Origin of the sequence: Paenibacillus sp. cl6col, assembly GCF_900102125.1 — a bacterium.
Lineage (GTDB): Bacteria > Bacillota > Bacilli > Paenibacillales > Paenibacillaceae > Paenibacillus_B > Paenibacillus_B suaedae.
The window spans coordinates 204,850-227,825 of record NZ_FNAZ01000006.1 but is presented as its reverse complement, the minus strand read 5'-3'; the positions used below and the strand labels follow the sequence as shown (position 1 = coordinate 227,825).

The 22,976-nt window shown below is 42.4% G+C and carries 22 protein-coding genes; 14 read left to right on the top strand and 8 right to left on the bottom strand.

Annotated elements, in window-relative coordinates; all coding sequences use genetic code 11:
- Positions 1-35: 35 nt before the first annotated feature.
- Positions 36-431: a carboxymuconolactone decarboxylase family protein gene (locus tag BLS15_RS17215; protein WP_090512939.1), complete on the bottom strand. Its 396-nt coding sequence runs from the start codon at positions 429-431 to the stop codon at positions 36-38.
- Positions 432-472: 41 nt separating this feature from the next.
- Positions 473-1,615 carry an MFS transporter gene (locus BLS15_RS17210; protein WP_090512935.1) on the bottom strand — a complete coding sequence of 381 codons (1,143 nt, stop codon included), beginning with the start codon at positions 1,613-1,615 and terminating at the stop codon, positions 473-475.
- Here BLS15_RS17210 and BLS15_RS17205 point away from each other — a divergent pair.
- Complete coding sequence (locus BLS15_RS17205) at positions 1,609-2,448, top strand: helix-turn-helix transcriptional regulator (RefSeq protein WP_090512931.1); 840 nt, start codon at positions 1,609-1,611, stop codon at positions 2,446-2,448. The genes BLS15_RS17210 and BLS15_RS17205 overlap by 7 nt on opposite strands.
- Before the next feature lie 147 nt (positions 2,449-2,595).
- Complete coding sequence (locus BLS15_RS17200) at positions 2,596-3,768, top strand: outer membrane protein assembly factor BamB family protein (protein ID WP_254777365.1); 1,173 nt, start codon at positions 2,596-2,598, stop codon at positions 3,766-3,768.
- 174 nt (positions 3,769-3,942) lie between these two features.
- Here BLS15_RS17200 and BLS15_RS17195 read toward each other — a convergent pair whose 3' ends face one another.
- Positions 3,943-5,151 (bottom strand): MFS transporter, encoded by a 1,209-nt coding sequence (locus tag BLS15_RS17195; protein ID WP_090512928.1) that lies wholly within the window; start codon positions 5,149-5,151, stop codon positions 3,943-3,945.
- Between the two features lie 61 nt (positions 5,152-5,212).
- Entirely contained in the window at positions 5,213-5,662 is a 450-nt protein-coding gene (locus tag BLS15_RS17190) for a MarR family winged helix-turn-helix transcriptional regulator (protein WP_021255612.1), read from the bottom strand.
- A gap of 444 nt (positions 5,663-6,106) precedes the next feature.
- Between BLS15_RS17190 and BLS15_RS17185 the strand changes: the two genes are divergently transcribed.
- The 3 genes from BLS15_RS17185 to BLS15_RS17175 all read left to right on the top strand — a co-directional run bounded on the left by BLS15_RS17185 (position 6,107) and on the right by BLS15_RS17175 (position 7,945).
- On the top strand, positions 6,107-6,373 hold the full coding sequence (locus BLS15_RS17185) for a CD3324 family protein (RefSeq protein WP_090512924.1): 267 nt from the start codon (positions 6,107-6,109) through the stop codon (positions 6,371-6,373).
- A gap of 312 nt (positions 6,374-6,685) precedes the next feature.
- On the top strand, positions 6,686-7,237 hold the full coding sequence (locus BLS15_RS17180; protein WP_090512921.1) for a GNAT family N-acetyltransferase: 552 nt from the start codon (positions 6,686-6,688) through the stop codon (positions 7,235-7,237).
- A 207-nt stretch (positions 7,238-7,444) separates the two neighbouring features.
- On the top strand, positions 7,445-7,945 hold the full coding sequence (locus tag BLS15_RS17175) for a GNAT family N-acetyltransferase (RefSeq protein WP_021255615.1): 501 nt from the start codon (positions 7,445-7,447) through the stop codon (positions 7,943-7,945).
- A 204-nt stretch (positions 7,946-8,149) separates the two neighbouring features.
- Here the strand turns inward: BLS15_RS17175 and BLS15_RS17170 are convergent, their stop codons facing one another.
- Positions 8,150-8,335 carry a small acid-soluble spore protein H gene (locus BLS15_RS17170; RefSeq protein ID WP_021255616.1) on the bottom strand — a complete coding sequence of 62 codons (186 nt, stop codon included), beginning with the start codon at positions 8,333-8,335 and terminating at the stop codon, positions 8,150-8,152.
- A 75-nt stretch (positions 8,336-8,410) separates the two neighbouring features.
- The gene (locus BLS15_RS17165) at positions 8,411-8,725 is read right to left on the bottom strand and encodes a DUF1904 family protein (protein ID WP_021255617.1); all 315 of its coding nucleotides are present in this window, start codon (positions 8,723-8,725) and stop codon (positions 8,411-8,413) included.
- Positions 8,726-9,041: 316 nt separating this feature from the next.
- On the opposite strand from BLS15_RS17165, the gene BLS15_RS17160 reads away from it, so the two are divergent.
- Entirely contained in the window at positions 9,042-9,644 is a 603-nt protein-coding gene (locus BLS15_RS17160) for an HD domain-containing protein (RefSeq protein ID WP_254777364.1), read from the top strand.
- Between the two features lie 319 nt (positions 9,645-9,963).
- Here the strand turns inward: BLS15_RS17160 and BLS15_RS17155 are convergent, their stop codons facing one another.
- Positions 9,964-11,508 carry a flavocytochrome c gene (locus BLS15_RS17155; protein WP_028532783.1) on the bottom strand — a complete coding sequence of 515 codons (1,545 nt, stop codon included), beginning with the start codon at positions 11,506-11,508 and terminating at the stop codon, positions 9,964-9,966.
- Positions 11,509-11,780: 272 nt separating this feature from the next.
- Here BLS15_RS17155 and BLS15_RS17150 point away from each other — a divergent pair, with 272 nt between their 5' ends.
- Positions 11,781-12,605, top strand: coding sequence for a MerR family transcriptional regulator (locus BLS15_RS17150; RefSeq protein WP_090512917.1), 825 nt, complete (start codon positions 11,781-11,783; stop codon positions 12,603-12,605).
- Positions 12,606-12,678: 73 nt separating this feature from the next.
- The gene (locus tag BLS15_RS17145) at positions 12,679-13,698 is read left to right on the top strand and encodes a serine hydrolase domain-containing protein (RefSeq protein ID WP_028532785.1); all 1,020 of its coding nucleotides are present in this window, start codon (positions 12,679-12,681) and stop codon (positions 13,696-13,698) included.
- 13 nt (positions 13,699-13,711) lie between these two features.
- On the opposite strand, the gene BLS15_RS17140 is transcribed toward BLS15_RS17145, so the two are convergent.
- Positions 13,712-14,509 carry a DUF2935 domain-containing protein gene (locus tag BLS15_RS17140; RefSeq protein ID WP_021255622.1) on the bottom strand — a complete coding sequence of 266 codons (798 nt, stop codon included), beginning with the start codon at positions 14,507-14,509 and terminating at the stop codon, positions 13,712-13,714.
- Between the two features lie 311 nt (positions 14,510-14,820).
- Between BLS15_RS17140 and BLS15_RS17135 the strand changes: the two genes are divergently transcribed.
- The 6 genes from BLS15_RS17135 (at position 14,821) to BLS15_RS17110 (ending at position 22,893) form a co-directional block, all read left to right on the top strand.
- On the top strand, positions 14,821-15,948 hold the full coding sequence (locus tag BLS15_RS17135; protein ID WP_028532786.1) for an NAD(P)/FAD-dependent oxidoreductase: 1,128 nt from the start codon (positions 14,821-14,823) through the stop codon (positions 15,946-15,948).
- Positions 15,949-16,222: 274 nt separating this feature from the next.
- Positions 16,223-17,185: a hypothetical protein gene (locus BLS15_RS29065; protein ID WP_021255624.1), complete on the top strand. Its 963-nt coding sequence runs from the start codon at positions 16,223-16,225 to the stop codon at positions 17,183-17,185.
- 356 nt (positions 17,186-17,541) lie between these two features.
- Entirely contained in the window at positions 17,542-18,048 is a 507-nt protein-coding gene (locus BLS15_RS17125) for a sigma-70 family RNA polymerase sigma factor (protein WP_028532787.1), read from the top strand.
- Complete coding sequence (locus BLS15_RS17120) at positions 18,045-18,914, top strand: anti-sigma-V factor RsiV (protein WP_090512913.1); 870 nt, start codon at positions 18,045-18,047, stop codon at positions 18,912-18,914. The genes BLS15_RS17125 and BLS15_RS17120 overlap by 4 nt, the downstream gene beginning before the upstream one ends.
- A 328-nt stretch (positions 18,915-19,242) precedes the next feature.
- A complete protein-coding gene (locus tag BLS15_RS17115) occupies positions 19,243-21,627 on the top strand; it encodes a polyprenyl synthetase family protein (RefSeq protein ID WP_028532789.1) in 2,385 nt (794 codons plus the stop codon).
- Positions 21,628-21,867: 240 nt separating this feature from the next.
- Positions 21,868-22,893, top strand: coding sequence for a hypothetical protein (locus BLS15_RS17110; protein WP_021255627.1), 1,026 nt, complete (start codon positions 21,868-21,870; stop codon positions 22,891-22,893).
- The last annotated feature ends 83 nt before the right edge of the window (positions 22,894-22,976 follow it).

The window sequence follows — 22,976 nt, the reverse complement described above, 5'->3', positions numbered from 1 at the left end:
AAGATATAGATTTCGTATTGAATTCCTACAAATTCCTACTTAGCAGCTGCTCTTCGTTCTTCAAAGACTTCCGCTGCTACCTTAAAGATCGTGTTCAGGGCATGTGGAAATCCGGCATAAATGATCATCTGCATAATTACTTCAACGATCTCTTCCTCTGTCCATCCAACATTGAGCGCTCCATTGATATAAAATTTGAGCTGCGTCGTATTGCCTAATGCAGTCAAACCTGCCACCGCAGCAAGCAGACGTGATTTCAAATCGAGCCCGGGTCGTGCAAAGATCTGTCCATAATTAAATTCTACAGCAAGTCGTCCTAAGTCCGGAGCAGGCGAATCCTTGAAGCTGTTTACAATGGCCTCAACATGATCTTTGTCGATACGTGCCAAGATGTCCAAGCCTTTTTGATAGTGGTCTTCACAGCGTGACATGATGAAATTTCCCCTTTGTAAAAAATTCATTTTCCATTTGCTCAACCGTTAGATGTTCCAAATGAGTTCCCTCTGTCAATCAGACCGATGGAAGAGATGAGGAGCATAGAAAGTCCTGTGACACAGACTCCTACCCATTGGCAATGGCTCCATGCAAGCAAACCCAAGTAAGAGCCTAGAGCCCCTCCCAAAAACGTTGCAACCATATATAGTCCATTCAGACGATTGCGAGCTTCGGAAGACTGTTCGAAAAGACGTGCCTGACAAGCCACCTGATTCGCTTGCGTACCAATCGTTAGCAAGAAAGCGGCGAACACGAGTACCAGCAGACTTTCTCCCCATAACAGAAGCAGCAAGTAAGAGAACAGAGCAGCAGCCGTACATACTCTTCCAGCAAACACAGCTCCCATGCGATCGATCACTCTCCCGACGAGGGGAGTTGCGAACGCGCCTCCAATCCCAACCAGACCGACCATACCTACTGCACCAGAACCTAAGGAGTAGGCAGGCGAGGCAAGCAGCAAGGCTAACGTTGTCCAAAACACACTAAATGCTCCAAATACGAATGCTTGACTTATACATGTCTTGCGCAGTACTTGCTCCTTCCGAATCAGCGGAAGAAGAGAGGCGATTAACGCTCGATATGTCATCTCTGCTCGGCCATAACTGCGTGGGAACAAGCTGCGAACGAGTATCATCAGACCGATCATGCAGCCAAATGATATCCAGTACATGATTCTCCAGCCATAGATATCGTCTATCCATCCACTAACGAACCTGGCACCCAATATTCCGCACACTAACCCGATTGCTACATTTCCGAGCACTCTCCCTCGCTGTTCCGCTATGACCAGAGAAGCCGCCATCGGAACGACAACTTGTGGGATAACAGTGGTTATTCCGATAACCAAATGAATGCTTATTAACCAGTTCATATTCGGGGATACCGCAGCTGCCGCTAAGGAGATACTCACGATCCCGAGAAGGACAATCATAAGACGCCGTCTCTCTACCATATCAGCAAGCGGAACTAAGAACAGATTGCCCAGTGCATAGCCTACTTGCGCCAATGTTGCAACCCAGCCAATTTGAGTAATCGTCCCTCCGAATGTCTGGGCCATACTGGCAAGCAAGGTTTGGTTCACATACACATTGGCGACCGTAAAGCCGCATGTTAATGCCATTAAAACAGGGGCGACGCCAAGAATTAGGGGACTTTCTGAAGTCACGGCGCAATCGCCTGCAGCCTGCCGATTATGGTCTGCCGATCGGAACGAGACGCAAAGCGAAGGGTCTTCGATGGGAAGAGCTAGCACAGTTAGCTGGCATCGGCCTATCGTGGTATACATGGTTGGAGCAGGGAAGAGAAATCAATGTCTCCCAAGACGTATTAGAGAGCTTGGCTCGGGTTATGCAATTAAGCGCGGAAGAGAAGAATCATCTGTTTCTACTTGCTCTTCAGCAGCCTCCGGCAGCGAACAAGCCGGAAACGATTCGTGCGGATGTTCAAACTGTTTTGCAGCATTTTCTAGATCACTGGGCGGATTGTCCTGCATACGTAACCGATCATAAATGGGATGTGTTGGCTTGGAACCGCGCTGCATGTGCGGTATTTGGCGATTTTTCCGCCATGAATGGGAAAGAGCGAAATGCGGTATGGCGTTGTTTTCGCTCAGCTTCTTACCGAGAGCTGCTGGTCGATTGGGAAGGTCACGCGAAGCGGCTGCTTGCTTCATTCCGATCTACCAGCACATGTTACGTAGGGGAGGATTGGTACCAAGAGCTTGTCCAAGAATTAATCGAGCATAGTAAGGAGTTCCAGCAATGGTGGCCTCGCCATGACATCATGGGAACCCCGATTGGCACCAAAGCATTGCTCCACCTAAAGGCAGGGCTAATGATGATGGAGCATATCACGTTCCAGGTATATGATGCTCCGGATCTGAAGGTGACATTGTATCGGCCGCTTCCTGACAATAACACAGTGGCGACACTCGCCAAACTACTTGAGGAATAACAGGATACAAATAGCCTGACTGCAAATAGCAGTTGAACATTTACCTGATAGACTTTATTTTTCCTGAAAATTTGAAGCGTCCGTGTTAAAATATTTCATGTTCATATATTCATGCAGTTACATACATTACAGGAGTGATGAAACATCATGTTGTCGAACAAAAGGATCAAAAGATGGAGCAGTGCCTTGTTGGCAGTTGTATTGTGCTTGAGTGCTGTAACTAGTGTCTCAGCTAGTCGAACAAGCAAACCGCTGCCAAAGCCAAGTTGGCAAAAAGACTTGTCTGAGGTAAATCAATTTATTGAGGCTCCATTTCATATTCCGAGCACGAAGACCGTGTATTTGGCTTCAAATACTTATATCGCCTCACAAACGAAAGTATGGGAAGCAGGTGTTGTCACTGCCGTAGATGAGAGCAGCGGCAAGCCGAAATGGTCCTTCACATTCTATCAAAAAGGAACACCTTATCCATGGAATACGAAGATTGCTTATAGCAAGTTAGGCTCGGTGTATGCCCTCGTAAAAGATGGTCAAGGAACGAAATTATTCTCCGTGAATGCCTCTGGCAAAAGCAATTGGACCATCCCCGTTCCGAATGCCGAAGACGTGCATGTGATGAATGATGGTACGATTCTATTAATTGACCCGGATAGAAAGGTTACACCTACAGCGAAAAGCAAACCTCGTGCATATGCCTATAGTGCAAACGGCAAAAAACTTGCTGAACTATCTCTGGGACAAATGTATTCCGTAATTGGCGGTCAATATGTTGTGTCCCAAATAGGAGAGATCGGGAAGTCCAATTTAGCGGTGTATGGTTCGAAATTAAACAAGCTATTCACTTATAACCTCCCTAGCGGCGCGGTTACCTATGTGAATGAGGCGACTTGGGTCATTAACAACCGCGATATTCTGCTTCGTGTGAATGTGCCGAAGAGCGGAAATAAGTTAATCGCGATGAACGCTAAAGGGAAGACATTATGGGAACGCAGTATTCCAGGAAATGCACGAGTTCAATCCATCGGACAGAACTATGTTGTGTACGCAGATGGGGTAATGAGCTTGTTCGATGCCAATGGACTTGTCACGAAAGCCGAAGTGAAAGCGGATCTCCCGATAGCCATTATTTTCGAAACACCAGATCAGCAAATCGAGATACATACAGAGAATGCGAAGAAGGTGCTGAATGCCAAGACCCTGCAAACGATATATGAGTATCCTAATTATCAAGACAGACAGAAGTATCATTATGCAGGCAATGGATATCTGTACTCGATTAACCAAGGGAATCAGCTAGCCCAATATAAATTGCAAAAATAACACAATGAATGGGATTGTCTCAAAAGGATAGGATCAATTGAGGCAAGTCCCATAAGATGTACAAAGACGCTTCCAAAACCACTGAATATGTGGGGATGAAAGCGTCTTTCTTCGTGCATGTACCTATCAATGTGGAGGCTTCAAATTTAATATTGACCTATGAGACTGTCCCAATTAATCATTGCTTTGTCCATTGAGCTTCAATTGCGATTTGCGATTCCATAAGGTTGACATCACAAGCGCAGCAAGCAGGATTACTGCTGCGAACATGTATGGCGCATTAATGTTCAGATCGAATAAGAAGCCGCCTATGGCCGGCCCAGCAATGATGCCTAGGCTTGTATAAGTGGAGTTCATTCCAGCGACGAAGCCTTGATTTTCTCCAGCCATTTTCGAGAGTAAGGAAGTGACGGCTGGACGAAGAATATCACAAGCGAAGAAGACAATGCTCGTCACAACCATAATGGCTAAATAACTACTTACGAATACCGTGGCCATAATGAATAATGCCGCTATAACGAGGGAAGCGTGAATGATATTCTTCTCCCCAAATTTCGCCACCATCTTCTCAAAGAACAGAATTTGCGCAACAACTCCTAGAATTGAGCCGATCGTAATAATGAATGCAATATCTTTGGCCGTAAATCCAAACTTTGCATCAACGAACAGGCTGAACATCATCTCGTATGCTGCCAATCCAAACGCGAGCACAAACACGATGAGGAACGGTACAAAATAGACGGACTGCACTGATTTTTTCATTTCAGCAAAGAAGTTGACGCGAATATGTTGTGCACGGTTATTCTCCATTTGCTCCTGAGATAGCGATTCCTGCAGCAGGAAGATGGAGAAGATCGCCGCGATGAATGCAAAGGCAGCAGCGAAGAAGAAGGGGGCACGTATGCCTAATTCGGCAATGAAACCGCCTAGTCCCGACCCGATAATGAAACCTGCACTAATAGCAGCAGCTTGATAACCTAATACCTTGGCTCTATTCTCAATTGACGTTCGATCCGCAATGTACGTAATAACGGCTGGCATAATGAATGCATCACTAATACCGCCTAATATTCGTGACGCAAATAGAACCCAAGCCTGCGTTCCAATGCCGAACAAGATCTCTGAGAACGAGAACAGACATAACCCGAATACGATCATTTTCTTTCTGCCCAGCGTCTCTACCCAAACCCCTGTAAACGGGGAGGCGAGCAGCTGAGCAAAAGCAAAGGCCGAAATCATATACCCGACCATTTGTCCGCTTAAGTGCATCTCCTTCGCAATGGACGGCATGACAGGTACGGCAAGACCAATACCGACGTAAGCAATAAATAAATTAAACAATACGAGTGCTAATGACATTTTTTCCTTTGTAACTGTACTCATGTTATTCCTCACTTATTCAATTTTCTGTCTATTCATGTTGTGTGATGATGTTTCATAACCGTTATTGTTCTTCATCAGACCCCGATATCACCTGGTTGATCTTCTTCATCGTGTGAAGCATCTGTTCCAACTCCTCAAGCTCAATATGAGATGAGAACTTCTGTACAATCGACTCATCCGCTTTGTTAATGAGCTCCGCATAGTTTGTTCCTTCCTTTCCAAGAAGAATAAAGGATTCGCGCAGATTCTCTGGGTTGCTCTCACGGATAATAAAGTGTCCAGCCTCCAATTTAGACAGCACCTGGCTAACCGCGCTTTTGGAAATCGAAAATGCTTTTGCAATCTCATGAGCGGTCGTCCGCTCGTTTCGCATAATAAATAGCATCATATTTTCTTGTTGCACGGTTAAATGATAATCATCTATTTGTTTAGCTCCCTTGTTATAGACCGTGAAATAATCTTGAAAAGCATCATTGAGCTCGTTCATAACTCTCCGGTATTCCGCAATCATATCAATTCCCTCCATAGCGGTAGTATTCACTTTCCTCAACTAGAATCAAATTCAGTTTCATTAGGATAAGTTCCTTTTAGTTTAGTTTAGTTAAGTTCACTTAACTATATAGATAGAATACGCTATTGTCAATTCATTAATAGGGATAATTAATGAGGTTAAACGTCGATTCATGGAGTAAGCTTGCGATACCAACATAAGATTGAGGGTTTTTGTGGAAATAGATTCATGCTATACTGAATTCGTTACTTCAGATAAGGAGGTTAAACCATGTTAAAAAACGAACTCGGGACATCGCTCTATGCAAAGTCTTACCTATAAACAACGGCGGTTGTTTGTATAGAGCCAAGCATGCTTGAACCGCCTTCATCCGTGACGGTGAGATATGTTTATATTGAGACTTTGCCACCTTACTATCTAACTAATATAAGGGGTAGAGTTATCATGAAATATGTCAACGCGGACATTTTACCACAAGAACTGCTAAAGGAAGTTCAAAAATATACGAATGGTGTCATGCTGTACATTCCGAAACGCGAGGAAGAACGTAAGGCATGGGGCACAAAATCCGGAAGCAGAAAGCTGCTGGCCTTACGCAATCATGAAATTCGCAACAGATTTGCCGAAGGTGCAACAATCGAGCAGCTTATGGAGCATTATTTCCTGTCCTACGACAGTATTAAGAAAATCGTATATACCAAGTTAAAATAGATGATTCAATGCGCAAGCCACATCAGATTTCGATCTGACGTGGCTTTTTATGTGCAAAGAACGGTTTAGATTCATTTGCTGTCTATCGACTCGATTATCACATTGCTACAATCATTTACAGCAGTATCGTTCTTGCATGCTGCTAATGGATGTCCATTACGATGAACCGCTGCAGCCCGACTTGATTATAGACAAGGAGAATAACACCGTAGAAAGCTGCACAATGCATCAGCTAACTTTATCACCACTAGGTTCGCCCATCCATATGTGATCGGGAATTGATGCAGATTCATAGAAACGGAGAGGGTTCAAATGAAGATAGATGGAAAGCGTGTTCGTCTTTCAAGGGTTACTGCAGATGACTTAGATTTTATTTGTGGACTTGAGACGAACACCGGCATCTGGTTGTATGAAGAACAAGTTGAATCTGATAAAGAGAAAGTTAGGAACAAGTATCTTGAGCAGATGAATTCAACATCCCAATATGATTTTGTCATAACGAAGGAAGCTGATGGAAAGTCAATTCCTGTTGGATTAGCTCAAATATGGAGTTACTCCGAACACCGAAAGAGTTGGGAACTCGGATTTGCGATAATCCCAGAATTCCAAGGACACGGTTACGGGTTAGAAGCCATAAATCTATTACTTGATTTCTCATTCCATCAGTTAGGCGCTCATAAAGTCGTTGCTATGTGTAATTGTCACAATATGAAATCCATGAACTTGATGGAGAAGTTGGGTATGAGAAGAGAAGGGATTTTCAAAGAGGAATTATTGTGGAAGAACCAATGGGTTGACCAATATTTTTATGCGATACTCGATACCGAGTACATAAAAAAAGCGAACATCACGATCCAACTGTAGATTTAAATATAAATTGCATTAACAAGATGGATTATGACAATTCAACAAACGGGCCATTTTGCGGAACAAGGGTTAGAAATCACAGGGGAAAAAGAGTTAGCTTTGTTGAATATTTTGTGTATCCTATTTTGAGAATTATGGAAAAGATATTCGGGATGCTTGAGGCCATGTGTGAAAGTGGCTTGTCTTAGGAGAGGAGATAAATAAATGATCGAATTACGAAAAATTACCGGAGATAACATAGATGAAGTAATAGCACTTGAAGTAAGAGAAAACCAGAAAGACTATATACAAACTACTAACCTTAGAAGCTTTGCAGACGCTCATATGTTGAACGCAGACGGGATACCAGCGACTCCCATTGCTATTTATGCCGATGGAGTTGCGGTTGGATTTTTGATGTATATTTATGATACGTTGGATCATGAATTATTTGAAAATGAAGTTTTTTATGGGAAGAAGAGCTATTTTATTTGGCATATTATGATTGAAAAGAGTTATCAGGGGAAAGGATATGGAAAACTTGCTTTTGAAAAAATGTTGATGGATATTAAAAATATGCCATATGGGGAAGCAGAATATGTAACCCTCTTTTATCGAACAAGTAATGTCATAGCTAAAACATTATACGCTTCATTTGGTTTCGTAGATACAGGTATCATTCAGGATAATTCGATGTTGGCGATTAAAAATCTAATAGGAAAATAACAGAATCCTTAGTAGAACAGGATCTCTAAGAAAGAAATGTTACCTATCTACGTAGAATCACTACTCATCCCAATCGGGGATAGAATGACCAATGCCCAGGTAAGTTTTTAAGTGAGTTCAATCATACAAAACAGTTATAGAAAAAAAGTGCCCTCTTGACGAAGGCACTTTTTGTCATGCAGCTGGCAATCCGTCGAGTTCCATTTAACCCAGATGCTCAATCAAGTTTGCGAGCGGAACCTCTTGCTCCTGCTCTGGATCGTCAAGTGGATAAATTCGAGCAGATTCGTTGTCGGAATCTACATGCTGAATATAAACTTGTCTACCGTTGTAGGTTACGTTAGCCAGCATTGGAGAGCCTGCGATCTCTTGTGCGCGTTGTGCATTCATGCCGATACCTCCTGCAATCATCATCTATACACTATTGTGTGTAAATGAAATGGAAAATAATCGGCATGAAGCTAATCATCTCAATGGCTTGCCTTCTTTATAATAATAGTGCGGATCGAGGATGATGAAGAAAATGTGAACGCCTGGATATCCTCGCTCTCGCAACATATGGTCGATGCTGGCGGCAACGGCGTCATGTGTTTCCTTGTCCCGTTGGAACATCATAATCTCGACCGAAAGCGGAGTGTTCGTTATAATATGAACGTTCAATACTTCAATCTTGACCTTCTCCGGCTCCACGCGTACAATCGAGGAGAATTCCTCTACAATGTTTGGTGCAATCTCTTCCACGAAGGCATCTGGAAAAGCTTTAAATCGAATGTATGGCATATAAATCCCTTCAATCTGTTCTATTGTTCAATATTGTGATTTTAGGCGCAAATCGATGGAAAAGTCAATTCCCTTGTATCGAAACAATGCACAATACCTATATTCAGCAGCGGGGGCGTAAATCCTTTTTCTTTCCTTGAAGAGTAAAGACTCATTTATTTAATCATATTAACAAAAAACATGACTCGCTTCGATCCTGTTTGAACAAACAGGATCTTTTTATTACACTTAAGAGATTCATAGCATAAAACAGAGTAGAGAATGACTCACTGGGAGCGAAGAAATGATGGAGAGACAATCGATGAGGACTCAATTGATGAATATACTTAATGTGGTTAATCTTGGTGAGGAGTTAAAGTCTGAACTGCGGCACAGCTGGCTGTCAAACGGCAGACAGGAGAGCGTGGCGGAGCACACGTGGAGAGTATCGCTCATGGCCATGCTGATTGAGCCGTATTTAGATCAAGAGATCGATACCGCCAAAATGCTGAAAATGATCATTATTCATGATTTAGTGGAAGCAGAAGCGAAAGATATCCCTGCATTCGATACGATGAACAACGAACAATTGCGAGAACAAAAGGCTCAAAACGAAATGAAGGCCATACAACGAATTCGGGAAACATTGAAAGGGGATCTAGGGCGAGACGTATATGACCTGTGGATCGAATTTGAACATAAGCAATCGTATGAAGCCAAGGTTGCAAATGCTTTGGATAAACTCGAAGCTCAAATCCAACACAATGAGGCGGATATAAGCACATGGATTGAAATCGAATACGAGATGAGCTTTATGATGGGGAAGCATACCGACTTTAGCCCTGTATTGACCCAGCTGAAAGAACTCATTGAAGAGGAAGCAGAGGATAAACTACAACGTGCAGGTATTGATGTAGACAATCGCAAGAGTAAGAAATGAACGGCGGCCAATTTCTAGCCAATTGGAAATTAAAGCGAAAGTCTTAACGCAAGCGATGATCCAGGTTGCGAATAAGGCCGTACAGGAATTGCTATCTACACCCCGAATCAAATAGAGAGCGCGGCAATATGAATATATCGCATATCTTCGGGGACTAAGGCTACAAGCTATTTTAATGGGGTACAGATACACATCATCTAAAAATGACAATGACCCCGCCAGAACGCCAATGCGTCGGTGGGGTCATTCTGTGATGCAGCAATTTACTATTCAATCCTTGGGTAGGCTAATTTGATATTCCTCATAAAAGCTTTATCGCTTACTTGATCGATTTTGCATATTCTGCTGACTTCGTACCGGCTTGGCGACCGAAGATAATAATTTCCGCAACGGAGTTGCCTCCAATTCGATTCTCGCCATGCAATCCACCTGTCACTTCACCTGCAGCGAACAATCCTGGGATAGGCTTGCCGTCCTTGTCCAGCACTTCTGTATTCGTGTTGATTTTTACGCCACCCATGGTGTAGTGAATCCCTGGGCCGATTTTGATCGCATAGAATGGGGCAGCTGACAATTCATGATCCATCCCCGTTTTTCTGTCGAACTCCGCGTCTTTCTTATTTTTCACCGCACTGTTCCACGCATCGAGCGTTTTTTGCAGCTCTTCAGCCGGTACCTTAATTTCTTCTGCCAGCGCCTTGATAGAGTCTTTTGTTTTGACAAAACCCATCTTTTCGTACTGTTCGATGGCTTTTGCTCGTGAGCGGACACCCGCGTCAAATATAAGGAACGCGTTTTTCTCTGGCAGCTTTGTAATCGCAGCCGTTACACTGTCTCGGGCCGCCATCTCGTTAACGAATCGCTTCCCTTTGCTCGTAACGAGAATCGCACCTTCGCCGCGCACAACTTCACCAATCAGGTAGGAGTTTTCCTGCTGTACAGTAGGATGCACCTGAATTTGCTTCAAATCAACCGTAGTTCCGCCCATTTTCTCAACCATAGAGATGCCATCACCTGTGCTTCCCGGTTGGTTCGTTGTGACATAGCCTTTCAGGTCGGGACGAACTTCAGCAATGCGATTCATGTTGGCTCCAAAACCACCAGCTGTAATGACAACCGATTTTGCTGCAATCGTTTTTTCTCCATGCTGGCTGAAACCAACCTTCACTCCCGTTGCTTTGCCATTTGAACTTGTAATTTCTTTAACATCCGCATTTACAAATACCGGAATGCCTTTTTCTTGTACATTTTTAAGCAATCCAGTCACGAGATACTGGCCCACGGCTGAACCGTCTTTGGGACGGTGGGTACGCTTCTCGCTCATGCCCCCGGTAATGGTTATATTGTTGAGCGTGATCCCTATAGAATCGAGCCAGTCGATTGCTTTGGCCGAATTGTCTACGAAGAAGTGAAGCATATCTTTGTTGTTCGTGTTATGTCCGCCTTTGAGCGTCTCTTCATAGAACAAGTCATTTTTATCCGAAATGCCTTGTTCCTTCTGGAACTTCGTTTCTGATGCATTCATACCCGAAGATGCTTTGCTTGTATTGCCGCCTGCAACCGGCATTTTCTCAAGAATGACAGGATTCATCCCCGCTGCCTTCGCCTCAAGCGCGGCAGTCATGCCAGCACCGCCCGCGCCAACGATAACAATATCGTAGCTTTCCTTCAATTCCTCAAGCGGGGTATACTTTGCCACTGAAGCACCTGATGTGGCATCTTTTTCCCCTTTATCCTTCTCTTTTTGTACATTTTTGTTCTCGCCCGCATTTGTCTCGGGCTTCTTGCTTGCATTCCCACAGCCCGAAATCATAAGCAGCATAGAGAGCAAGAGAATCATGACGATGGTTGATTTTTTTTGCATGATGCGCAATCCTCCACGATGGAATCTGTTCATATATGTTCTTGTCGCTAGGATGTATACAAATCACCCTAAATTGAACTAAGCGTTTCATCACATTTATCATGTCATTTTCAGCTTTATATTATTTATGAACATCTGTAACCTGGATGGGGAGACATGAACGGTAGAAGTTGACTTTGCCCTTAGGGGAAGAGGTACAGTGGAGTTGAACACAGAACGATATACGATCCATACTGATGACTGGATAAATGATAAAGAACGGAGGGCATCACTTGTTGTCAATCGGAGAATTCTCGAAAATATGCGGAGTATCGACCAAAACACTTCGATATTATGGTGAAATCGGATTAATTAATCCTAGTGAGATTAACCCTGAAAATGGATATCGGTATTATTCCATTAAGCAGCTTACAAAAATGCTTTTCATTAACCGTTTGAAATCTTATCACTTCCCGTTGGAGGAGATTAAAGACATGCTCGTGTGGGAGGAGAATGATTCGGAAGAAAAATTGTGCGATTCCCTGAACCGCAAGCGAGAGGAATTACAACTCAAAATCCATGCATTAGAACTTACGCTTGCACAAATGAATCATGATATTTCAAATGTAGAAGAGGGCGTATCGATCATGTCATACCTTGATCATATTGAAGTGCAACTTGTTGAGACTCAGCCTATGAATATTTTGTATATGCGTCGGATGATGAGCAGCGTTGACTACGCTGCTGGATATGGCAAGTATTTTGGTGCGCTCTATGAAAAAATTTCCGCCGATCATCTCACAATGACGGGCACACCAATGACGATTTATCACAGTCCAGAATACAACCCTGCAGGCAACGATACAGAGTTTGCTATTCCGATTCGGGAAGCGGTTAAGGGGACAAGAGATTTGCCGGAAGGACTATGTGCAAAGTCTGTCGTGAGGGGGCCATATGCGGAATTAACCTCGGTATATGCCAAGTTAAGGGAGTGGGCAGAAAAAGAAGGTTATGCACTAGTAAACTCCCCCTATGAAGTCTACGTAACGGATCCAAATCAAGCCGCTGAGCCTGAGGCAATGGTTACTGAGGTATATTTTCCTGTCAAGAAAAGATAGAACCTGAGACTGCCATCATCCTTAATTAGGTTAAACAAATTAACTAGGACAGTACTCTCGAAGGAGTTGCGATATGAATAGAAATAACTTAACAACTACAGAATGGCAAGTTGAAGTCCCATCTGTCTTGCGAATGGACGCTAATAAACTATCAACGCTTGAACCTATCATACAATCAGAGTATCGCAATATAAACGGGATTGTCATTGCGAGACATGGATACATTGCTTACGAAAGGTATTTTAATAGCTTCGGCCCAGATGATACGCACCATGTAGCCTCGGTGACGAAAAGTGTGCTCTCCGCGCTGATTGGAATTGCTATAGATGCAGGCTACATTCAACATATAGACCAGAGGGTGATTGATTTCTTTCCTGAATATGTGCCTGATAAGGCTGACAGGCTGATGCAAGAAATCACCCTTCGCCATCTTCTTACGATGACAGCTCCTTATGCATTTGAGGACTGGCGGGAGCCGCTGGACAAGATGTGTATGCAGCCTAACTGGATGATTTATACGCTGGATATGTTAGGGCAGAATGGAAGTATTGGGACTTTTAAATATTCAACAGCAGGGGCACATTTACTATCGGCCATAATTACACGCAGCACAGGACTGAATGCTCAATCGTTTGCCAACGAACGATTATTTGCCCCCATCGGCATGAGCATAATCCCTGATTATGAGATGAAGGAATATGACTTTGACCATTTATTCGGGAAGAAGGTAAGAGGGTGGGTGCAAGACCCAGACGGCAACTCTACAGGAGGGTGGGGACTTACACTAAGTCCCCGTGATATGGCTCGGTTCGGTGTTCTGTATTTGAATCGTGGCATGTGGGACAATCATCAAATCCTATCAAGCTCATGGATTGATGAATCAACAGCGAAGAACCCTAATCATTACGGTTACCTATGGTGGCTGCGTGAGGAGGATGGGATCCTTGCTTACATGGCACTAGGCGATGGCGGCAACGTTATTTGCTGCGTTCCAGATCAAGATCTAGTCATCACCATTGCATCTGAATTCATGCCGGATCCTCGGGATAGATGGCCACTGATGAAGAAGATTATTTCAGCAGTAATAGACTAAGTAAGTTTGCAACTTACGGTTTCACATGCTCCAAGCTATTCTCGAACATATCAATGATTTCAAGGAAGCGTTCAGCTTCACGAAATACATGGTCGGCTAACAATGGATGAATAATGCTCTTGATTTTACATGCATCAATCAAGTCTCTCGCCGTCTTTTTGAAATCACGCAGGGAGGTTACCGAGACGCGGTTCTGATCCAAAAATTGTTCCAATAGCGGCTTCGTCTGCGATTGTGGTCGCATGTGATCTAAATCAATCGCTTGATAGAGCAGCTGGTCAAAGTCATGACTAAAATTGCGGGCCTGCTCAACTAATTGGCGTTCAGATGGATCAAGCAAATGTCCAATAAACTTCGCGTGATCGGCCATGATTTTCAAGAAGAATACATTTTCATTAATGATTGCATCGGGGAGTGGATCCAACTGACCACTGTTCAGCTGTTCCATACGATTTCTGAAATAGTTGGCTTCCCTGCTCGTATGATCAATAAGTAAGGGGAAGTTATTCGCGCCTGGCATTTGACAAGTGAGCACAAAGCCGAGTATTTTACGTTTAAAGGCCCATATGTACGCCGCTGCGTTGCGCACTTCCGTGTTAAAACGAACAATTTGTTGAGGATCTGTATCAACCGTATAAGCATGCGATTGATTTTCTATCTGCTCAAACAAGGTATAGAACTGATTCGCTTCATTGATAAGCTGTGTATCCTCACATCTAAATCCTAACTTTAAGAACAGGGAATGCTCTTTCATAATGCGCGACCAAAAACGTATTTCGTCTAGCGAGCGCGAGACAAATAAGTTCGACACGAGGCACACCTCCAATGGGTCAACAACGTCTTTAGTTCATCGTATTCTCTGGCATTCAGATTATGTAATATTTCAAACATAGGGAATGAAAATTAGCCCAAGTCTTATTTTTCAGGTATTGTTGAATGAACGTGTATGTAAATAAACAAGAAGTCAGGAAGAGCTTGAACCATCAAGCTCTTCTTTTGTTGAACTTACAGCTCAGGAATTGGTTCTTCGCTGAAAAAAGAAACTGGAACCTATCGCTAATGTTATCCTTTCAAGAAAAGTTCGTTATAATAGACTCAGGAATTGAAGAAAGGAAATCAAGTATGAAAAAAGTCATCGTTGTAGGAGCAGGAATTCTTGGGGCATCGACCGCTTACCAGTTGGCTAAGTTCGGAGCGGATGTCCTGATTGTAGACCGTAAGGATCAAGGACAAGCTACAGACGCTGCAGCAGGGATTATATGTCCATGGCTGTCACAGCGACGCAATAAAGCTTGGTACCGATTAGCGAAGGCCGGAGCCCATTTCTATCCGCAGTTAATCCAGGATCTCCAGAGTGAAGGGGAGACGGATACGGGTTATGCGCAAGTGGGAGCTCTCTGTATACATGAAGATGTTGAGAAACTCATCAAAATGGAAGAGCGCGCATACGTACGTAAAGCAGATGCACCAGAAATCGGGGAGATCACACAGCTTGATGAATCAGAAACGCAGGAACGATTTCCTCTGTTGGCTGAGGGATATCGATCCGTACATATAAGTGGTGCCGCTCGAGTAGACGGTCGTGCACTGCGTGATGCTCTGCTCCGATCCGCTCAAAGAAATGGCGCTGTCTTTATAAATGGTGATGCTACGCTTCAATATGAGTCGAATCGTGTTACAGGTGTAACCGTAGATGAACAGAGCTACACATCTGAGCTTGTAATTGTATGTGCAGGAGCATGGGCTAACCCACTTCTTCAGCCATTAGGGCTTGACTTTCAGGTAGGCTATCAGAAGGCGCAAATTATGCACTTGCGAGTTCAGGGGGAACACGACACTGGCAGCTGGCCATTAATTATTCCGCCTTCTGATCAATATCTGCTTACCTTTGACCAACAGAAGATCGTGATTGGAGCCACACATGAAAATGATGTCGAAGGTTATGATACGAGAGTAACAGCAGGGGGAGTACAAGAGGTTCTGAATAAAGGATTGCACTTAGCACCACCGTTGGCGGACAGCACAATGGAGGAGATTAGAGTCGGATTCCGCCCTTTCACACCAGGCTTCCTTCCCGTTATCGGCGCTGTTCCCGGCTGGGAGGGGCTTATTGCAGCCAATGGGCTAGGATCATCTGGATTGACGGCAGGGCCTTATTTGGGTAGCCAACTTGCCAAAATGGCACTGAATATGGAGCTTGATATCGATCCGACGGACTATGATATTCGAAATGCTATGGAGGAAAGCTGAAACTCTGACCATCGATAAGCAGCATCATACTTATAATTTTTAGCAATGATAACAAGATTCAGGATCGTCATAGGTTCATGAGTACAAAAACGCCGCTAGCTTCCGCCTCGAAGTATAGCGGCGTTTTTCTATACCGATGATTTCGTTCCATTAACACACTTCACCATATACAATCCAGCATTCCCCCTTGTTCTTTTTATCGAAATCAAACTTTTTCAGATAGCTTATTCGTCTTTCTTATGTACAGCAAGCAAGAATACATGGAGGTAACATAATGAAAAACCAACAAGCAAAAAAAATTCCTTTATTGGCGATGGCGGGTCTCATTTGTGCTGTCAGCATCGGAACACCGCAAGTATTATTTGCAAAACAGGCATCCTCAACTCCAAAAGCAGTAACTCAACCGACAAAAAATAATCAGTCATCAAAAGTAGAGATTGGCCAAAAATGTAGAATCCCAGAACTAAAACTAAAGGAAAATACGTATGTCCTTGATTATAAGCAATCCGAAATTACTGGGGATAACATTCAAGACAACGTGATATTGGTCGGGACAAAAGAAAAGTTAAATGGAAAACTGGATACTTATGCGAGAGACTTGTCCATTATCATTCAGGACGGAAAAACCAAAAAATACGTGAAATACGATTGGATATTCAAAGGATCGGACGGAAAAATGTATCGAGAAATCGGAAGAGAACCGAATTTGATTATTGGCGACTATACGGGCAATAAAGTGAACGATATTATCGTAACGGCCCCTCAAGGCGGAAATGGCGGATTCGTGGATCATCTTATCTTAACTGGGGAAAACCTTAACCTCAAAGATGTTATGGCGGATAATCAAGCACTATACGAGAATTCTCAGGCAAAATTCAGCGTTAAACTGCCTGCTTCATGGAATGGGCATTACAAGGTAAACCCGATTTCAGGCGCAGAGGCAGATAAAGTCATGCCATTCGCAAAGCATGTCGTGCAGTTCGAATACGTGACGAAAGATAACAAAGATTCGGAAATAATGATGATGATCTCCGTTTTTACCAAGACTGATTGGAGCAGCCTCTCCAATGAAGATGGCCCGCCTGTAGGGAGTGTAATTGCGGAGGCCGACGGTATGGTATATGTATCTACAACGCCACAATCCAATCCATTTGATCCGAAGTCCAAAGATGGCAAAATGTTCGATCAACTCTATCAAGATCTAAATTTGAATAAATCTTTCGTGCTGATTAAATAGGTTTTTTAGTTCATACATCTAAGAGATATAGAAAGGTTATCAATACATCTGCAGATTAGAAATAAATATCAATGAAGCTGCAGGACACGAAAACTCGATTTTCCTTTTGAAGAGGAGATCGAGTTTTTTTGATTTCATTAACAACGTAAAATGTTAAACGATGATGACAGTACCTATATTTACATCACAGAATGATCTTACTTTTGTGATTAAATAAAAGTTGCCCAATGAGCTCGAAAAAAATGAAAATTTTACATCTACTTTTCACTACTCAAGTACAAACTTTTTGAGTTGCTGTCTTCGTCTTATTCTATAGCAACAAAAAGATATGCGCATATCAAAGGGAGAATCTCTGCATGAATCACAAGTTCGAAAAGTTACTTATTCGTTTCATTACGGAACATAAAGAGGATATATATCGATTGGCTTACAGTTACGTTAAAAATGCTGAAAACGCACTGGATATTATCCAGGATACCATTCATAAAGCACTGTCATCATCAGAATCGTTGAAATCCGAAGGCTCGATAAAGAGCTGGTTTTACAGAATATTAGTCAATACAGCGATCGATTTCCTAAGAAGGCAAAAAAAAATACAGATTGTAGATGATAAGACATTGGAATTACACAGCCCAGCAGGAGAAGATGTCTACCACGACATTGATCTCGAAAACGCATTGGATGAATTGCCTCCTGCATACCGGACTGTCATTGTACTTCGATATTTTGAAGATATGAAAATAGAAAAAATTTCGGAAGTCATGAATGAAAACGTCAATACGATAAAAACACGGTTATATCAAGGACTCCGCAAACTCCGAATTAAATTGAGTAATGAATTGTTAGAGGAGGTAAAGAAATGAGCGAGCAACTTGACCATCTAAAAAGAAAATATAAAGATATACCCATCCCTAAAGAATTAGATTCTATTGTAAAGAATGCGATAAAACAAGGGAAAAAGAAACGGAAACGAGTGAACTGGACGAAGAAGCTGATTGGAGCAGGCGCAGCTGCAGCTATTCTGATGATAGCTGGGATCAACACTAGCCCCGCCTTTGCAAAAGCCATATCGAATGTGCCCTTGGTTGGTTCGCTCGTCAAGGTGCTCACGTTTACTGAATTTACTGTGAATGAAGAGACCGCCAAAGCCAATATCAAGGTGCCTGCCATCACGAATATGGATAATAAAGCACTAGAAACTGCCATAAACAATAAATATCTCGAAGAAAATAAAAAACTGTACAATGATTTTAAAGATGAAATGGAAGAAGTAAAGAAAAGCGGCGGGGGACATATAGGTGTAGAAAGCGGCTATGAGGTCAAAACTGACAACAATCAGATACTTGCCATTGGCAGATATGTTGCAAATACGGTCGGTACATCATCTACTACATTTACGTACAATACGATAGACAAACAAAATCAACTATTAATTACTTTACCAAGTTTATTTAAAGATAATAGCTATATACAGCTTATCAGCGAAAATATTAAAGAACAGATGAAACAGCAAATGAAGTCGGATTCCGATAAGACCTATTGGTTAGATGGTGAAATGGGCTTCAAAACCATAACTCATGATCAGAGCTTCTATATAAACAATAATGGAAAACTCGTCATTTCCTTCAATAAATATGATGTCGCACCTGGCTATATGGGCGTGGTTGAATTTATCATACCGATAAAAGTAATTGCGGATGTACTAGTAAGCAATGTTTATGTCAAGTAAGGGATGTTCAAGATGTACTCCAAGCAACATTACGTCTGCTTGTTGTGCTCTCTTTAAGTTTAGGACGTGCTGTATGAGCGCTGTACTATTTGGCCGAACGCGATAATTCGAGAATACATTACCGTCGTTGTGACTGGCTCGTTAGCAATAACATTCATAAGTTCTCACGTAGCTGCCTTCGTCTGGGAAGGCAGCTTCTTCGAGTTAAGAGGTGATGCGCCTAAAATACGTAACCCAAAATATTCTTGTACGTATAATGATAATAATTGTTGACGAGTTGACGCATGCACAATGAATAATCTTAATCGAAGTCGAGGGAAGCCACCAGATGAATGAAGCACTTATCGATCATGCCCATACCGCATACCGGCATGCTGAGCAGCGAGCAGCGCAATATTTTGCAGCGTTGTATGAACAGACAACTAAGAAGACTTACGTGACGAAGTTAACAGAGGATTTTCGATTATGGAAGAAGAGTCATCTTCCTCGTCATTCATGGTTCTCTTTTTTTTCAAAAATTAGGAAAAAGCCATCTACGAAAGAGTACTACAGGTATATTCAATGGCTGAATCAAACTGGCAAGCTAGATGATTACTTGGATCGAAGCGTATCCTACATGTACATGAGAGATCTGGGCAAGTCCCTAGATTCTCCTGACATACGCGCTCGAGTGAAACGTCTGGCTGCCGATATCAAGCAACAGCTTGTTGCCTCTCAGGAAATAAGGAATCGGAACCAACCTCCAGAATTGATGAGCTTATCGGGATTGTATCGGTGGGCCCAGAAGGAGGGAATTGAAGAGGACGTCATCTGGGTAATCAACAAGCTGAATGCCGTATCCTCTCATATTCCGAAAGAGATGAATGCAGAGCATGCCCAGCGCAAGCTGATTAAGATCATTCTCGGGGTAGTTCTGAATATGAAGGAAGAAATAGATGATAATGCGCCCCCAGCAGACCGCGCCAAGCGGCTCGGTGATGCAATCAGATTGGGTTATAGCTATGGTCTGACTTATCCGTTCGTTGACGACTTACTGGATTCTGGAGCATTAACGGCAGAGGAACAAATACAATATACACATATGATTCGAGAGGCTCTGCTAACAGGAATCGTTCCAGATCTCGGAGCGTGGACGGGAAAGCATACAGATATGTTCCGCTTTATCCACTCTGAGCTGAGCGAGGCGTTCACCTATATTAAGGGTTACCAAAATCCACGGTCTGAGAACACTTTTTTCGAGCAATCCTATGTGTTTTTTCATTCTCAGGACATTGATCGTGTCAAAGATCTAGCAAATGCAAATTTTACGAATGAAGAGCTCTATATCCCAATCATCCTAAAATCATCATCTTCCCGCTTAATCGTCCGTTCGGTTATCCGTGCACCTGAAGATTCCGGGTTCGAACACCGGGCATTCTATTACGGAATCTATAATCAGCTGGCGGATGATTTCGCGGATATGTTCGACGATATGCAGGAAGGAGCCGTAACGCCCTATACGTATTATTTGAAGTATCATCAACAACGGCCTGATTTGCTGAATCCGTTCGAGTTGTACTGGTCAGTGATCTCCCATATTATCCATCAGATCCATCATTCAGATGCCGCGACGCGCGAGGTCATATTGGATCGGGCAATCAATGGCTTGAAGCGCTGCAGAGAACGGGTAGGGGAAGCGAAGTATGAAGAAATCATGGATATATTCGATTTCAATGAACCGGCCTTTCATTCTCTTGTGCAACAAATGGTGCAGAAGGCGGACAACGTGGATTTCTTCGATAAGCTGCTTCGCGATCAGCTCGTTATCCAACTCGCGAATAATCGGAAGGAGAAGGAACACTTCCATGCTTCGATTGCGGCAATTCGACAAGAGATTAACAGCATTCTGCACATCACCAAGCCTAGCTCGCTTCCGATTGAAGACTCACTCTTCGACGCAGCCAATTACAGTCTAACAGGTGACGGAAAACGATTACGCCCTATATTAACTTGGATCATAGGTGTGAACGAGTATGGATTGCAGCCGGCAGCAATTGGACCGCTGCTTCGATCACTGGAATATATGCATACGGCTTCCTTAATCTTCGACGATCTTCCGTCTCAAGACAATGCAGATACGCGCAGAGGAAGACCTACGCTACATCATATATATAATAGTGCCACTGCGGAACTTACGGCTCTATTGCTAATTCAGAGATCGATTCAAGAGCAATCATCTCTAGATGAATTCGATGCTGCTATTGTTCTGGACTTAATTCGGTATTCGGCATGCAAGACAGAGGAATTGTGCAGAGGTCAGGCCATGGACTTGCAGGCAAAAGGTAAGCAGCTGACGTTAGAGCAATTGAATGCAATCTGCTTCTACAAAACAGGGGCTGCCTTCGAGGCATCCCTGGTCATGCCTGCAATTCTAGCCAAGGCTTCTGAAGCTGAGATAATGATATTAAAGAAATTCGCCTATCACGCTGGTATTGCCTTTCAGATTAAGGATGATTTACTTGATCAAGAAGGGGATATGCACGTGCTTGGTAAACCAGTTGGGCAAGATAAGGAGAACAATAATTCGAATTTCGTGTCCATCCTAGGTGTGAATGAAGCGAGGAAGATGATGTGGGAGCACTACTGCTTGGCCATTGAAGCCTTGAAGGAGTTACCCCGGACAATTGCATTTTTGAAGCACTTATTGAATTATATCGTTACCCGAGATCACTAATTCGGACATTGAACTTAGATCCTTGCGATTGAGTTCATCTCGCAGTATTAGCACACCAATCGATATTTGCATATCGGTTGGTGTGTTTGTTGAGGATAAGGTATAAGACAATGATTGCCCTATGTAAAGAAGTGTATATGATTGTAAAAATCAGTATATGGCAAAGAAACCTTTTACTATCTATACTTTAACTAAATCTTTAAAATAATAACTTCTATTAGTGAATAGAGGAACTATAACATGAATAAAATCCTTCCTTTTCATTATCCCACTGTGACTACGTATCCAAATCATGCATTTATTCTTTCGGGTTGTACAGCGTACGAACAATTTTCTTCTTTTTTCTATAGTGGATATATTCAATTACAAAGTAAAAATGAGGTGACGAAAGATCCTGATTCAAACAATCTACTCATCGATTTTTATACTACTGATATTGAGTATGACCATACACCATTTATCAAGATCCAACGTCTACCTAAAATGACGATTGATAAGTTAAACATTAATATAATTGATTTCATAATAGAGTCAATTGAACAAGATTATTATTTCTTCGCTTTTGTGAATGAGCAATACATCCCAGGTTCTCCAGCATATCAAAAATATTATTGGCGCCATATGATTTTAATATATGGATTTGACCAAGATAAACAAATATTTAACACTGCTGGTTTTTTCGGAGGTAATAAATACTCAGTTTCCACTGCAAGTTTTGAACAAGTAGAGCAAGCATATTACAGCCATGATTCAAGTTGCATTGATGGAAAGGATTTTATGAACCATCTACTTTTTTATTCATTTAATAAACATGGAAAGTATGATTTTGATATTCATTCTGTGCATGAACAATTACAAGATTATTATTATTCTAGAAATACTTCAAAGAGGCATAGGGCGTTTAGAAACCCGTTAAAGGGGAAGTATGGTCTTCAAATATATGATGATTTTAAGATACACCTGGACAATGTTATAAATGGGGGGCGGTTCAAACGACACTCATTCCAACTGCTCTGGGAGCATAAGAGAACAATGCTTGAAAGAATTAACTATATGGTGGGACACAATTATTTAACGAATTCAGAACAGAACTATAATAATTATAGTGTTCTTGAGAAGAAAACGAACATACTAAGAATGATGATGATAAAAAGTCTTTTTAACAAAGATCACTATGATATAGAAAAAATGATATACATCGTTGACGAAATCAAAGATTTTGAGCGTTCCGCATTAGAAACTTTGATTGAATCAATTGTTTTATAAACTCAACTTATTGACTTCTGAGTCTCTCAATAGCTTATTTAGCAATATTGTAATAATTGAGTATGAAATTCTCATATTAAACT